The sequence below is a fragment of the Glycomyces sp. YM15 genome (genome assembly GCF_016918015.1).
Classification (GTDB): Bacteria; Actinomycetota; Actinomycetes; order Mycobacteriales; family Micromonosporaceae; genus Glycomyces.
Map to the genome: position 1 here is coordinate 1 of NZ_JAERMK010000036.1, position 14,379 is coordinate 14,379.

Genomic DNA, 14,379 nt, shown 5'->3' on the forward strand with positions numbered 1-14,379 from the left:
GGGGGGGGGGGGGGGGGGGGGGGGGGGGGGGGGGGGGGGGGGGGGGGGGGGGGGGGGGGGGGGGGGGGGGGGGGGGGGGGGGGGGGGGGGGGGGGGGGGGGGGGGGGGGGGGGGGGGGGGGGGGGGGCCCGGGGGGGCCGCCCCGCCGGGGGTTACATACCGGCCGAGGCCAGTTGGAGCGCCTCTTCAGCGGCGGACTGGATCTCAGCCCAGGCGTCGTCGGACTTGAAGGTGCCGTCGGCGACGCCGTTGAGGACGCCTTCGATCGAGCCCTTGACGGCCGGGTGGTAGTAGGAGTAGGTCAGGGCCGGGAAGTTCTGCACCGACGCTCCGATGATCTGGCCGACCGGCGCGTTGTTGAAGTACTCGTTGGTCTTGTCGGCGACCCGCGGGTCCGCCTGCGCGACAGGCGAGGACGGGAAGTTGCCGACGGCCTCGAAGACCTTGATCTGCTGCTCGGGGGCGGTCAGCCACGCGGCGAGCGCAGCGGCCTCCTCCGGGTGCTTCGACTGCGACGGGACGCCGAGCCAGGAGCCGCCCCAGTTGCCGGCGATGCCGGGAGCCGCTGCCATGTCCCACTTGCCGGCGTTGTCCGGGCCGGAGGTGGGTTGGATGACGCCGCCGGCCATCCAGCCGGGGCACGGCATGACGGCGTAGCCGCCTTCGATCATGCCGGCGTTCCACTCGTCGCTCCACGAGGCGAAGTTGCCGATGGCGCCCATGTCCTGGAGCTCCAGGACGGTGTTGACGGACTCGGTGGCCGCGGGGGAGTCGAGGGTCAGGTTGCCTTCGCCGTCGACGTACATCGCGCCGTCGCCCTGGCCGGCGAGCTGACCGAGCAGCATGTTCTGCAGCTGGGTCGGGCCGTCGAGGAAGGCGGCGCCGGTGTCGGCGTCGACGTACTGCTGGGCGACGGCCTTGAAGCCGTCCCAGTCGGCCCAGAGGGCGGCGAGTTCGTCGCGGTCGGTCGGGAGGCCGGCCGCCGCGAACAGGTCGGTGCGGTAGCACATGCCCATGCCACCGACGTCGGTGCCGAAGCCGACGAGCGTGCCGTCTTCGGACTTGCCGAGCTCCCACTTCCAGTCGACGTAGTCGGCGGAGCGGCCTTCGTACTCTCCGCCGAGGTCGTACCAGTGCTCGGAGTTGCTGAACAGCTGGGTGACGCCCTGCTCGTCGATGCCGACGACGTCGCCGGCGCCGGAGCCGGTCTCGAGGGAGGTCTCGAGCGCGGGACGGAACTCCTGGTCGAAGTTGACGCCGTCGCCTTCGATGACCACGTCGATGTTCGGATTGGCGGCTTCGTACTCGGCTTCAAGCCCGGCCTCGGTGTACCCGAAGGTGCCGAAGACGGAGACGGTGAGCTTGATCTTGCCGTCCTCGGTGGTGGCGTCGTCGTCGCCGCCGCCACCGTCGCCGCTGCAGGCGGCCGTGACCGCGAGGGCTCCTGCGGCGATGGCCGCGAGGGCGGTCCTGCCGTTCTTGCGATTGAGGAAATGCATCTTTGCTGGTTCCTTCCGAGCGCCTCGGCGGCGCCTTGCGTTTTCCAGAGGGGTTAGAGGGACTTGTATTGCCTTGGCGCCCGGCGGCGGGGGTGCGGGGCGCCCGGGGGGGGCGGGGGGGCCCCGCCGGAACCACCCCGGCGCAAGGCCCGGGGGTTTTGGGGTAATTGTATTGCCTGGGCGCCGGGGGGGGGGGGGGGGGCCCGGGGGGGGGGCCCGGCGCCCCGCGACTGAAACCGCCGAGGCGATCGCCCTTGGGAGCGATACCAGGATCGTACGGGAGCGTGTTCCACAACGCAAGCCCGGGTGTGAGGGTCGTTACGGGTTCGTTGCACTGTTGATCTTGGCCAGGAAATCGATGATCGCAGATCTATAACTGTGACCGGGAGCAAACGGGCCCGTGAACTGGCAAAATGGTCATACTTGGGTGTTGTGTCCTCCGGTAGAGATAGAAATTTAGAGATGTCAATGTATTGACATTCAGGCCCGAAACTTGGCAGCATGACTTGGGAGCGCTTCCGCAAACCGGTCCGATTCGTTCCACTCGTGCGGTTCGAAGATCACCATCCCGGCATGAGCGCTCCCACGAAAAACGGACACACCACCCACAGGAGTAGCCAAATGGATCTCGACAACCTGGCCCCGCCCCGGCGGCCCCGGCGCCGATGGCGCCGTGCCGCCGCGGTGACGCTGCCGGTCGCCCTCGTGGGCACCTTCGCCGCGGTGGCCGCCCCCCAGGCCTTCGCCGCGCAGTACTGCGGCGGGGTCGACTATAACGTCGTCTCCACCTGGGGCGGCGGCTTCCAGGCCAACGTCGTCCTCACCGGCGGCGACGCCGGGCTCAACGGCTGGGACATCGAATGGGACTTCCCGGCCGGCACCACCGTCTCCAGTGCGTGGAACGTCGACTGGAGCCAGTCCGGGGCCCACTTCACCGGCTCCGACGTGGGCTGGAACGGCTCGATCAGCGCCGGCCAGTCCCGTGAGGTCTTCGGCTTCATCGGCTCCGGCTCGGCCACGGCCCCCACCGGCATCACGGTCAACGGCGAATCCTGTGACGGTTCCACAGTAGAGCCCGAGCTGGAGGTCTCCCGCGCCAACGTCGTGGTCGACGCCGGCGCCACCAGCTCGATCGACGTCGGCTTCTCCGCCGCCACGAGCGAGGCCGCCACGGTGACCACCACCCGCGTCTCCGGCTCGACCAGCCTCTCGGTCGCGTCCGGCGGCTCGCTCAACTTCGCCGCAGGCGACACCGCGACCAAGCCGATCACCTTCGCCGCAGCGGAGGGCGCCGCCGCGGGAGACTCGGCCACCTTCCGCGTCGCGTCCGCGGGCTTCACGCCCGTCGACGTGGTCGTCACGGTCGCCGACCTCGGCGAGGTCACGCAGAACGAGGAACGCTTCCTCGCCATGTACGACCAGCTCGCGGGCCCGGACTCCCCGTACCTGCACCAGACGGGCGTCCCCTACCACTCGGTGGAGGAGCTCATCGTCGAGGCGCCGGACTACGGCCACGAGACCACCTCCGAGGCCCTGAGCTACCTCATGTGGCTCGAAGCGGCCTACGGCCAGGTCACCGGCGACTGGTCCGGGTACAACAACGCCTGGGAGATCACCGAGCAGTACGCCATCCCGGACCTGAACCCGACCAGCTACAACCCCAGCTCGCCGGCCTCGTACGCCCCCGAATCGGACGACGTCACCGACTACCCGACGCAGCTGGACTTCAACGCCCCGGTGGGCGATGACCCGCTCGGCGCCGAACTGCGCAACACCTACGGCGACAACCAGGTCTACGGGATGCACTGGATCCTCGACGTGGACAACGCCTACGGCTTCGGCGAATGCGGCGACGGCACCACCGAGCCCGCGTACATGAACACCTTCCAGCGCGGCTCGCAGGAGTCCACGTGGGAGACCGTGGCGCACCCGTCGTGCGAGACCTTCGACTTCGGCGGTCCCAACGGCTTCCTCGACCTGTTCGTGGGCGACTCGCAGTACTCCCAGCAGCAGCGCTACACCGCCGCCCCCGACGCCGACGCCCGCGCGGTGCAGATCGCGTGGACGGCCCAGCAGTGGGCGGCCGAGCAGGGCCAGGAGAGCGCGATCTCCGGCTCGCTCGACAAGGCGTCCAAGATGGGCGACTACCTGCGCTACGCCATGGCCGACAAGTACTTCAAGCAGATCGCCGGGGACTGCATCGGCATCAGCACCTGCCCCGACGGCCAGGGCAAGAGCTCGCTCCACTACCTCATGAGCTGGTACTACTCGTGGGGCGCCGGCATGAACGGCGACTGGTCCTTCCGCATCGGCGGCTCCGGCATCCACCAGGGCTACCAGAACCTGATGGCGGCGTACGCCCTCTCCGAGGGCGGCCTCGAGCCGGACTCGCCGACCGCTGGCGACGACTGGGCCAAGAGCCTCGACGCCCAGCTGGACTTCCTGGAATGGCTCCAGGTCCCGGCCGGGTCCGAAGGCGCCGGCGCCATCGCCGGCGGCGCGACCAACAACTGGGGCGGCAACTACGGCAGCCCCACGACGTCGGCCGAGCACGCGGGCCTGTACTACGACGAGCAGCCCGTCTGGCACGACCCGCCGTCGAACCGCTGGTTCGGCTTCCAGGTCTGGGGCATGGACCGCGTGGCGCAGTACTGCCACGAGACCGGTGACGCCCGCGCCTGCGCCATGCTCGACAAGTGGGTCGCCTGGGCGCTCTCGGTGTCCGACATCAGCGCGACCGACTACAGCCTGCCGGGCGACCTGGAGTGGAACGGCGAGCCGGGGGCGGGCCTGTCCGCCTCGGTGCTGACCATGTCCAAGGACCCGGGTGTGGCCGGCGCGTTGGCGAAGATCCTGTCGTACCACGCCGCCGCCAGCGGCGACACGGCCTCGCAGACCGCGGCCTCGAACCTGCTCGACAGCCTCTGGGCGATCAACGACGGCATCGGCGTCACGCAGACCGAGGGCCGGGCGGACTACTGCCGCTTCGGCGACGAGGTCTACATCCCCGCCGGCTGGACGGGCACCATGCCGAACGGCGACGTGCTGGAGAACGGGGTCACGTTCATCGAGACCCGCTCCTTCATGAAGGAGTTCGAGGGCTGGGACCAGGTCCAGGCCTACATCGACGGCGGTTGCACCGGCCCCGCGCCGGAGTTCGACTACCACCGGTACTGGCACCAGGTCGAGGTCGCGACGGCCTTCCAGACCTACGCCGCCCTCTTCGAGTAAGCGGGTACGAGCGGCCTCCGCCGGCCTGCGAGCCGTACATGAGCGGCCTCGGCGAGCTTGCGAGCCGCAGTTGAGCGGCGCCCGGTGACCAAGCCGGGCGCCGCAATCACCAATACGCAGTGAACGGCGCGATCGGTTGCATGGCTTCCGATCGCGCCGCCGTCGTCGTATCGTGCCCGTTCGCGCTTGCGTCCGTGAGGGTCTCAAGCTGAGCACACAGGTCGGGCCCGCCGGACGGGAATCGCGGGCCCACCGGACCCGACCTCTATGCTCAGCGCCTGCTGGCCCCCACCGCCAGTGCGCTGAAAGCGGTCTCGCCGCCAGTCGCCGGTCCTATTCGACGTCGATGTCGAGGTCCTGCGCGGCGTCCCAGAAGCTCTCGGACACCGGTCGGGCGCTGGCGATGCCGACCATGGCGGGAACGCCGCCGGGGAGGTAGGTGGAGGCGATGGTGGTGTAGTCGACGCCGTCGTCGGCGTGGGCCACGGTGACGGTGCCGCCGGCGCGGATGAGCCGCAGCCAGATCTCGTCGGATTCGGTATCCACAGGAGACAGCGACCAGTTGGTGTGCTCGCGCGTGGTCACGGTGGAGACGAGGTGTTGGCCCCCAAGGTATTCGGCACCGGTCTTGATCCAGTTGGATTCGTCGACGCGGATGGTGAGGGAGGCTTCGGAGTGCTGGTGGCGGTGCTCGGGGCGGAAGCGCATCGCGATCTCGCCGTCCGCTTCGAGCTCGAGGCCGTAGATGTAGACGTGCTCGCGCAGGTGCTCTGAGCCCGCGCTTCGGTTGAAGGTGGTCTTGACCTCGAAGTAGGGAGTGATCAATCCCCCGTCAACCGTCCACTGTACTTCTTCTGAAGGAGACTGCATAATCCCATGATGCCACACGTGATCGGGGCTTTTTCGGGCAAAACAGACGTGGTAACCCAAAGTTAATCCAGTCTTCGAGTCCGTCACATTCCTGAAATCCCAGCTCAACCGAGCTATGCAGCGCAGGGTGCGGCTTTCATTACGCTTCTTGGCGAGCGCGCGGCCAGGCCTTCCGGCCGCTCGCCGAAACGCCTGGCGCCCAAAGTCTCGCGAATGCCGGGCTGATGCGCACCAGGCTACCTCCGCATCGCGGAAATGCAAACTCAGGAAACTGTAGTGAATTTCGTGTTGCATGTGATCCGGAATGGCTCACGAGTTCGACTCTGTTCGCGTCCGCGCCAGGCGGACTGGAGTGCCGAGTGCTCATACCCGTGTCCTCGCGGACGGTTCGACCGTTAATCCGGAGAGAGGCGTACGCAGTGCACGGAAGCGAAGGCGAATGAGGAGATAGCGTGAGCATGCAGCATTCAGCGAGGCAGGCGCCGCACGATGCCGACACGCCGGAGCCGGGCCGCGGCCTGCCGCGCCAGGAGCGCACCTCGCCGCCCCGCCGCTCGCGCCACACCGCCGAACCCGCCCAGTCCGCGCCCGATCCGGCCTCGATGGTGGTGCCGATCCCCGCCCGCTCGCGCCGGTCCCGCCGCGACGGCCCGTCGAAGCTCTTCTCATTGGAGGAGCCTCCGCCGCTCGAGGCGCCGCTGGGGATCCCCGAGATCATGGGCTGGTCGCTCGCCTCCGCGATGTGGCGCGACCACCTGCCCGAGCAACTGCTCGGCATCGACTGCGCCTCCTGCAAGCAGGCCTGGCCGTGCGACACGTGGAGGATCGCCGACGACCTCCTCACCGAGTGCTGCGAAGCCGCCGGCGGAGCCCCCGCCGGAGCGCGATAGCCTCCACGGGTCACACCCGTCGCAAAGTTGAGCCGACCCGACTCAACTTTCGTGCGATTCATCACAATTTCCGTGATCGACTTGACAGTCGATACCTGCCGTTCGAACATTGAGTCTATCCGGCTCAACTTGGTTCGGGGTTCCCGCCCGGCCGCTTGAGACAGAGACTCGTCTCCAATTCCGGAGACATCTGTTCGACTACGTCAGGAGATCAACATGGCACGTGCGGTCGGTATCGACCTCGGCACGACGAACTCCGTGGTCAGCGTCCTCGAAGGCGGGGAAGCCACGGTCATCACCAATGCTGAGGGGGCCAGGACCACCCCGTCCATCGTCGCGTTCGCCAAGAACGGCGAGGTGCTCGTCGGCGAAGTGGCCAAGCGCCAGGCGGTCACGAACCCTGACCGCACCATCCGCTCCGTCAAGCGCTACATGGGCACCGACTGGACCGTCGACATCGACGGCAAGTCGTACACCGCGCAGGAGATCAGCGCGCGCATCCTCATGAAGCTCAAGCGCGACGCCGAGGCGTACCTGGGCGAGGGCGTGACCGACGCGGTCGTCACCGTCCCGGCCTACTTCTCCGACGCGCAGCGCACCGCCACCAAGGAGGCGGGCGAGATCGCGGGGCTGAACGTCCTGCGCATCATCAACGAGCCCACGTCGGCGGCCCTCTCCTACGGCCTCGACAAGGGCGAGGAAGAGCAGACGATCCTCGTCTTCGACCTCGGCGGCGGCACCTTCGACGTGTCCCTGCTGGAGATCGCCGACGGCGTCATCCAGGTCAAGGCCACCTCCGGTGACAACCACCTCGGCGGCGACGACTGGGACGACCGGGTCATCCAGCACCTGGTCAAGACCTTCAACGGCCAGTACGGCGTGGACCTGTCCAAGGACAAGATGGCCATGCAGCGGCTCAAGGAGGCCGCCGAGAAGGCCAAGATCGAGCTCTCCAGCGCCACCAACACCTCGATCAACCTGCCGTACATCACCGCGGGTCCCGACGGGCCGCTGCACCTCGACGTCTCGCTCTCGCGCGCCGAGTTCGAGCAGATGACCTCCGACCTCCTCGACCGCTGCAAGAAGCCGTTCGAGCAGGCCGTGAAGGACGCGGGGATCAACGTCGCCGAGGTCGACCACGTCATCCTCGTGGGCGGCTCGACCCGCATGCCCGCCGTCTCCGACCTGGTCAAGCGCCTCATCGGCCGTGACGCGCACAAGGGCGTCAACCCCGACGAGGTCGTCGCGATCGGCGCGACCCTCCAGGCCGGCGTCCTCAAGGGCGAGGTCAAGGACGTGCTGCTCCTCGACGTCACGCCGCTGAGCCTCGGCATCGAGACCAAGGGCGGGATCTTCACCAAGCTCATCGAGCGCAACACCACGATCCCGACCAAGCGCTCGGAGGTCTTCACGACCGCCGACGACAACCAGCCCTCGGTGCTCATCCAGGTCTTCCAGGGCGAGCGCGAGATCGCGGCCTACAACAAGAAGCTCGGCACCTTCGAGCTCACCGGCCTGCCGCCGGCGCCGCGCGGCGTCCCGCAGATCGAGGTCACCTTCGACATCGACGCGAACGGCATCGTGAACGTCTCCGCGAAGGACTCCGCCACCGGCAAGGCCCAGTCGATGACCATCTCGGGCGGTTCCAGCCTGGCCCAGGACGACATCCAGCGGATGATGGCCGAAGCCCAGGAGCACGCCGAGGAGGACCGGCAGCGCAAGGAGGAGGCCGAGGCCCGCAACATGGGCGAGTCGCTGGTCTACCAGACCGAGAAGCTGCTGGCCGAATCCGGCGACAAGATCCCCGAGGACCTCAAGGGCCGCATCAACGACGCCACCGGCACCCTCAAGGGCGCCTTGGGCGGCAGCGACATCGAGGCGATCAAGACCGCCACCGAGGAGCTGTCCAAGGTCAGCCAGGAGGCCGGGCAGGCCATGTACGCGGCGGCGCAGGCCGAGCAGGGCTCGCAGCCTTCGGCCGCCCCGAACACGGACGCTCAGGGCGCCGAGGAGACGATCGTCGACGCCGAGATCGTCGACGACGACAAGGACCAGAAGTGACGGACGAAGGCAACAAGGACGCCGACGACGTGCAGGGGCCCGACGGCGCGGATGCAGGGCGTCCCGACGGCTCGGGCGCGGAGCGTTCCGACGCCGCCGAGGACGAGCTGACCGTGGACGACATCCTCGCGGCCGCTTCGGACGACGGCCAGGCCGCAGACGATGCGGTGGCCGTCCTCCAGGCCACGGTCGAGGAGCGCACGCGGGACCTGCAGCGGATCACGGCCGAGTTCCAGAACTACCGCAAGCGCGTGGAGCGGGACAAGGCCCGCTCCGGCGAACTGGCCACGGCCGCGGTGCTGCAGAGCCTGCTGCCGGTGCTCGACGACATGGACCGGGCGCGGGACCACGGGGACCTCAACGGCCCCTTCGGTTCCGTGGCCGAGCAACTGGTCAACGCGCTCGCCAAGCACGGCCTGGAGTCCTTCGGCGCGAAGGGCGACGCGTTCGACCCGCAGGTCCACGAGGCCGTGGCGCACATGCAGATGCCGGGCGTCGACGGACCGACCTGCATCGACGTGATGCGCTCGGGCTACCGCCTCGGCGACAAGCTCCTGCGCCCCGCCCTGGTGGCGGTCGCGGAGCCCAGCGACGACGCGGAAACCGCCGCAGCCGAAGCGGACCTGGAGCCGGAGGCCCCGGAAGCCGAGGCGCCGGGAGCGGAGTCTGACGCCGCCGAGGGCGACGAGGCCGAGGAGACCGCCGAGGAAGAGGCGATCGCGACGGCCGAGGCCGAGGGCATGACCGACGTCGAGCCCGGCGTTGACGCCGAGGGCGAAGGCAAGCGCAAGAAGAAGAAAGACAAGGGCGACAAGGACTCCTGAAGTCCGAGCCCGATCTTGAGACAAGTAGAGGAGGCGTCCGGTGGCATCGCAGGAATGGCTTGAGAAGGACTTCTACGCCATACTCGGCGTGCCGCAGGACGCCTCCAAGAAGGACATCGAGCGGGCGTACCGCAAGCTCGCGCGTGAACTGCACCCCGACCACAACCCCGAACCGGCGGCCGAGGACCGCTTCAAGGGCGTCTCGGAGGCCTATTCGGTGCTCCACGACGACAAGGCGCGCAAGGAGTACGACCAGATCCAGCTGATGAAGTCCGGCCGGGGCGGGTTCGGAGGCATGCACGGCGGCGGCATGCCGGGCGGGGGCGTGAACCTCGAGGACCTGTTCGGCAACGCGGGCGCCTCGGGCGGCTTCACCGATATCTTCAGCGACCTGTTCCGCGGCGGCAGCGGCGGCGCGCACCGGCGCCGGAGCGGCGCTCAGCGCGGCAACGACCTGCGCACCCACATCACGCTCGACTTCGCCGACGCCGTGAAGGGCACCACGACCGAGATCCGGATGCGCGCGCCGGGCGAGTGCGAGACCTGCCACGGCTCGGGCGCGAAGCCCGGCACGACCCCCGACACCTGCACCCGTTGCGGTGGCAGGGGTCTGATCACCGAGAACCAGGGCGCGTTCAGCTTCGCCCAGCCGTGCCCCGAATGCGAGGGCACCGGCACCGTGGTCACGGACCCGTGCGTCGACTGCGGCGGCACGGGAGCGACCACGAAGGACCGCATCATCACCGTGCGCGTGCCGGTGGGCATCAGCGACGGCCAGTCGATCCGCTTGGCGGGCCGCGGCGCCCCGGGCGAGCGCGGCGGTCCCTCGGGCGACCTGCTGGTCAAGGTCGCGGTCCGCACGCATCCGCTGTTCGCCCGCGACGGCGACAACGTGACGGTGCGCCTGCCGGTCTCCTTCCCGGAGGCGGCGATGGGCGCGAAGGTGAAGGTGCCGACCCTCGACGGCCCCGTGACCCTGCGGATCCCGGAGGGCACCCCGACCGGGCGGGTGCTGCGCGTCAAGGGCCGCGGCGTGCCCGGCAAGGGCGACCTGCTGGTCACGGTCGACGTCGAGGTGCCCCAGGCTCTCTCGGCCGAGGCCCGCGAGGCCCTGGAGAAGTACGCGGCCGCCTCCCCGGCGGCCGATCGCTCGAAGCTGGAAGAGCTGACGGGCCAATGATGTTGCAGCAGGTGCGTCTCCGCGTCTCACGTTTCCCGTGGGAGGCCGAGGCGCGCGAGCCCGGCGTCCGCCGGGCGACGGTCGAGCAGCTGACGAGGCGCTGATGGTCATGGCGAAGCTCGCGAGCCGGAGAACGGCATTGCAGCAGGTGCGGTTCCGCCTCGCCCGCCTCCGATGGGAGGACGGGGCGAGCGGCGAGCACCGAGCGGCCGTCCCCGGCGCCCGCGCCGGTGCAGCGACCGCACCGCGACCGGACCGCGAGGCGACCTCCAGGCCGCGCGCGGGAGGCCCCGCCGCATCGCGGGCGCCGCGCCCGGCGACCGGCACACCGGGCACGGCCGCCCCGCTGACGCAGGGGGACCGCGCCGCGGCGAGCGCCGCAACGGCCTCCGCGGCTTCCGGCTCCCGAGCCGGGGACCCGACCGCGGCGGGCGCGGACCGCGATCCGTCCGCCGGACGGGCCTCCGCCGCGAAGCCTCCGGCTGCGAACAGGACGAACACCGAGCGAGGGAGGGAACCGTGACCGCATCCGACCACACCGGCTCCGGGCCCGGCCGTCCGAACGACCGCGCCGCAAAGGACGACGCCCGCCGCACCGGCGACCGTCCCGCCGACATGAGCGCCCGCCACCAGGTGCGCATCGAGATCGCCTACCACCAGCGCCGACCCGCCAGCGGCGACGAGATCGACTACGACGCCAAGATCCTCGCGATCTCGGCCGCCGCCGAGATGGCCGGGATGCACCCGCAGACCCTCCGCCAGTACGACCGGCTCGGCCTCGTCGAACCCGCCCGCACTCCCGGCGGCGGCCGCCGCTACTCCGTCCGCGACGTCACGCGCCTGCGCGAGATCCAGCGCCTCTCCCAGGACGAGGGCGTCAACCTCGCGGGCATCAAGCGCATCATGGACCTCGAACGCGAGGTCCAGGCCGTGCGCGCCGAAGCCGGCGCCGCCGTCGAGGAGCTCGCCCGCGAACTCCAGCGTGCCCGCGCCCAGCTCGCGGAACTGCAGGCGATGGCCGGACCGTTCCGCCGCTCCACCGACATCGTCTTGTGGCGGGGCGAACAAAGTTGACCGCTTGCCTTCCCCCTCCGTCCCGTTAAGATCGGGCCCATGCGACGAAAACGACGACGGTCGATCACGGCCGGGAAGCCCCGCCGAGCGCGACATCGAAGTCCCCGGCCCGGCGGCGACCCGCTCCGGGCTTCGGAACCACACGGCACGTCCACACGGCACGGCGCCGTGCAACGGCACAGGGGGCATGAGCGATGCTCATAGCCATCGGTCTGGTCATCATCCTGGCCGTCACCGCCGCCACGGGCTTCTTCGTGGCGCTCGAATTCGCATACACCGCCGTCGACCGGTCCCGCCTCGAGGACCTCGCGAACGACGGCGACCCGCGCCGGGCCTCCCGCGCCCGCCGGGCGCTCAAGATCTGCACCTCCCTGTCCTTCGCGCTCTCGGGCGCGCAACTGGGCATCACCGTCACCGCCCTGTTCGTCGGCTTCTTCGCCGAGCCCTACCTCGGCCAGGGCCTCGCCGACCTCCTCGGCGTCGCCGGAGTCCCCGCCGGCGTCTCGGTCACCATCGGCGTCACCTTCGCGTTCCTGTTCGCGAACGTCGTCCAGATGATCCTCGGCGAGCTCGGCCCCAAGAACCTCGCGATCGCCCGCACCGAAGCCCTCGCGCTCGCGCTGGCCGCGCCCACCCACGCCTACCTCACCGTGTGCGGGCCGATCATCCGCTTCTTCGACGCCGCCTCCACGAAACTGCTGCAGCGCTTGGGCATCCAGCCCGTCGAGGAACTGGAGCACAACGCCACCCCCGAGGACCTGCACCGCATCATCGACGTCTCCCGCGACGAGGGCGCCCTCGACCGGGGCCTCTCCGACCTCCTCGACCGCGGCCTCGACTTCGCGGCCACCGTCGCCGACCAGGCCATGACCCCGCGCGTCAACGTCCAGACCCTCGCCGCCGAGGCCACCGTGGCCGACGCCGTCGAGGCGCTCGCCGGGGGCCACTCGCGCTTCCCGGTCGTCGGCGACGACGTCGACGACCTGCGCGGCGTGGTCGGCCTCAACCAGATCATCGGCGTCCCCCGCGAGGACCGCGACACGGTCCGCGTCGGCGAGATCGCCGACCCGGCCCTCCTCGTGCCCGCCTCCCTGCCGCTCCCCACCCTGCTGGAGCGCATGCGAAGCCAGCACCGGCAGCTCGCGTGCATCGTGGACGAGTTCGGCGGCTTCGCCGGGATCGTCACCCTCGAAGACCTCGCCGAAGAACTCGTCGGCGAGATCCGCGACGAGCAGGACCGCTTCGAGGCCGTCCCCGTCTCGCTCGCGGGCGGCGCCTGGCTCATCCCCGGCCGCTGGCGCATCGACGAGGTCGCCGACGCCACCGGGATCGAACTCCCCGAAGGCGAGCACTACGAGACCATCGCGGGCCTCGTCATGTCCCAGCTCGGCCGCATCGCCCACCCCGGCGACACGGTCGACGTCGACACCGTCCCCCAAGTGGGCGACGCCCCAGCGCACGCCGGCAACGCGCCCCGCCGCGTCCGCATGGTCGTCGTCTCCTGCTCCCGCCATGTGCCGCAAGCGATCGAGCTGCGGCCCCAACCGGTGGAGGTGGACGCGTGAGCACCGGCCCCGCACTGCTGATCTCCGTACTCCTCCTGGCCGCCAACGCGTTCTTCGTGGCCGCCGAGTTCGCCCTCGTGGCCTCCCGGCAGCACCGGCTCGAACAGGACGGCTCCCGCGCCGCCCGGGCCGCCCTGCGCGGCACCAGGAACCTCTCGCTCATGCTCGCGGGCGCCCAGCTGGGCATCACCGCGTGCACCGTCGGCCTCGGCGCGCTCGCCGAACCGGCGCTGGCGCACGCGATCGAGATCCCGCTGGAGGCCATGGGCCTCGAAGCGGCGGCGCATCCGATCGCGTTCACGATCGCGCTGCTCATCGTCGTGTTCCTGCACATGGTCGTGGGCGAGATGATGCCCAAGTCGTGGGCGATCACCCACCCCGAGGCCTCGGCGATGGCACTGATCTGGCCCTTCACCGGCTACGTGTGGGCCACCAAACCGATCCTGCTGGGCCTCAACCACGGCGCGAACGCGATCCTCAGGGCGTTCAAGGTCGAACCGGCCGACGAGAAGGCCCAGGCGCACTCGCCGGAGGAGCTGCGGTACCTGCTGCGCTCCTCGGCGGAGGCCGGGATGCTCGGCGAACCGGAACACCAGATGCTCACGCACGCCATCGAAGTGCAGCGCCGCCCGGTGGGCGAGCTCTCGATCCCGTGGCCGGAGGTGGTGACGATCGCGGCCGGCTCCACGGCGGTGCAGGCGGAGGAGCGCAGCCGCGACACGGGCCGCTCCCGCATGGTCGTGGTCGACGCCGACGAGCGCCCGGTCGGCCTCGTCCACGTGCGCGAGGCCGTCCAGGCCGAGCCGGGTGCCCCGGTCACCGACCTGGCCGCCGCGCCGCTGCTCGTCGGCGCCGAGATCACCGTCGCCGCGGCGGTCGCGCTCATGCGCCGCCAGCGGGCCCAGCTCGCCCTCGTCACCGGCCCGGACCGCGAGGTCACCGGCCTGGTCGCCATGGAAGACCTCCTCGAGGAGATCATGGGCGAGTTCTACGACGAGACCGACAGCGTCGCCACATAGTTCAGCCGCTAACGGTTCGAACCCGGTCGAGGGCCTCAACGGAGCTTCCACTCCGCTGAGGCCCTTCCGCATGCAGGGATCCGGACGTTTTCGGCACGACACGCGGCGCGGGGCGTGTTCGTCTCCGGTTTCGGGCCCTTCAGGCGTGATCATGATTCATCAACCG

Annotated in this window: 11 protein-coding genes; 9 read left to right on the forward strand and 2 right to left on the reverse strand. The window is 70.1% G+C overall.

The genetic code is table 11. The features are described 5' to 3' along the window. Nucleotides 1-152: 152 nt before the first annotated feature. Nucleotides 153-1,499: an ABC transporter substrate-binding protein gene (locus tag JHY01_RS24575; RefSeq protein WP_205328356.1), complete on the reverse strand. Its 1,347-nt coding sequence runs from the start codon at nucleotides 1,497-1,499 to the stop codon at nucleotides 153-155. Nucleotides 1,500-2,120: 621 nt separating this feature from the next. Here JHY01_RS24575 and JHY01_RS24580 point away from each other — a divergent pair. After that, nucleotides 2,121-4,730 (forward strand): glycoside hydrolase family 48 protein, encoded by a 2,610-nt coding sequence (locus JHY01_RS24580; protein WP_205328357.1) that lies wholly within the window; start codon nucleotides 2,121-2,123, stop codon nucleotides 4,728-4,730. Nucleotides 4,731-5,063: 333 nt separating this feature from the next. Here the strand turns inward: JHY01_RS24580 and JHY01_RS24585 are convergent, their stop codons facing one another. Next, on the reverse strand, nucleotides 5,064-5,555 hold the full coding sequence (locus tag JHY01_RS24585; protein WP_205328358.1) for a DUF1349 domain-containing protein: 492 nt from the start codon (nucleotides 5,553-5,555) through the stop codon (nucleotides 5,064-5,066). Between the two features lie 497 nt (nucleotides 5,556-6,052). Between JHY01_RS24585 and JHY01_RS24590 the strand changes: the two genes are divergently transcribed. The 8 genes from JHY01_RS24590 (at nucleotide 6,053) to JHY01_RS24625 (ending at nucleotide 14,213) form a co-directional block, all read left to right on the forward strand. Next, nucleotides 6,053-6,490 (forward strand): hypothetical protein, encoded by a 438-nt coding sequence (locus tag JHY01_RS24590; protein WP_205328359.1) that lies wholly within the window; start codon nucleotides 6,053-6,055, stop codon nucleotides 6,488-6,490. A gap of 216 nt (nucleotides 6,491-6,706) precedes the next feature. Then, nucleotides 6,707-8,551 carry a molecular chaperone DnaK gene (dnaK, locus tag JHY01_RS24595; RefSeq protein ID WP_205328360.1) on the forward strand — a complete coding sequence of 615 codons (1,845 nt, stop codon included), beginning with the start codon at nucleotides 6,707-6,709 and terminating at the stop codon, nucleotides 8,549-8,551. After that, nucleotides 8,548-9,375 (forward strand): nucleotide exchange factor GrpE, encoded by an 828-nt coding sequence (locus tag JHY01_RS24600; protein ID WP_205328361.1) that lies wholly within the window; start codon nucleotides 8,548-8,550, stop codon nucleotides 9,373-9,375. The genes dnaK and JHY01_RS24600 overlap by 4 nt, the downstream gene beginning before the upstream one ends. A 40-nt stretch (nucleotides 9,376-9,415) precedes the next feature. Continuing rightward, nucleotides 9,416-10,555, forward strand: a complete 1,140-nt coding sequence (gene dnaJ / locus JHY01_RS24605) for a molecular chaperone DnaJ (protein WP_205328362.1) — start codon at nucleotides 9,416-9,418, stop codon at nucleotides 10,553-10,555. A gap of 109 nt (nucleotides 10,556-10,664) precedes the next feature. Continuing rightward, entirely contained in the window at nucleotides 10,665-11,078 is a 414-nt protein-coding gene (locus tag JHY01_RS24610) for a hypothetical protein (RefSeq protein WP_205328363.1), read from the forward strand. 92 nt (nucleotides 11,079-11,170) lie between these two features. Continuing rightward, nucleotides 11,171-11,629 carry a heat shock protein transcriptional repressor HspR gene (locus JHY01_RS27935; RefSeq protein ID WP_205328386.1) on the forward strand — a complete coding sequence of 153 codons (459 nt, stop codon included), beginning with the start codon at nucleotides 11,171-11,173 and terminating at the stop codon, nucleotides 11,627-11,629. 194 nt (nucleotides 11,630-11,823) lie between these two features. After that, entirely contained in the window at nucleotides 11,824-13,194 is a 1,371-nt protein-coding gene (locus tag JHY01_RS24620; RefSeq protein ID WP_205328364.1) for a hemolysin family protein, read from the forward strand. Further along, nucleotides 13,191-14,213, forward strand: a complete 1,023-nt coding sequence (locus JHY01_RS24625) for a hemolysin family protein (protein ID WP_205328365.1) — start codon at nucleotides 13,191-13,193, stop codon at nucleotides 14,211-14,213. The genes JHY01_RS24620 and JHY01_RS24625 overlap by 4 nt, the downstream gene beginning before the upstream one ends. Nucleotides 14,214-14,379: the final 166 nt, after the last annotated feature.